The organism is Pedobacter sp. UBA4863 (genome assembly GCF_002399615.1).
Lineage (GTDB): Bacteria > Bacteroidota > Bacteroidia > Sphingobacteriales > Sphingobacteriaceae > Pedobacter.
This window is the reverse complement of record NZ_DHDZ01000009.1, coordinates 35,165-35,378: the sequence shown is the minus strand read 5'-3', so window position 1 is coordinate 35,378 and position 214 is coordinate 35,165.

Genomic DNA, 214 nt, shown 5'->3' with positions numbered 1-214 from the left:
TGGAGAGTTTATCCCGACTATTCAGGGGGGAAGGGGGAGGAAATAAGCAAAAAACATAACAAAGTATATGTCAATTATTTATTTTTTATGATAATGCACTATGGGTTAAAAATACTTATTTGTAAAACTTTGCATTTATAAAAGAAATTACTTTTCTTTAGAGAAATATAGACCAGTATAAAATAAGAGTAAGGATGTCAGAAAAGAAGAAATT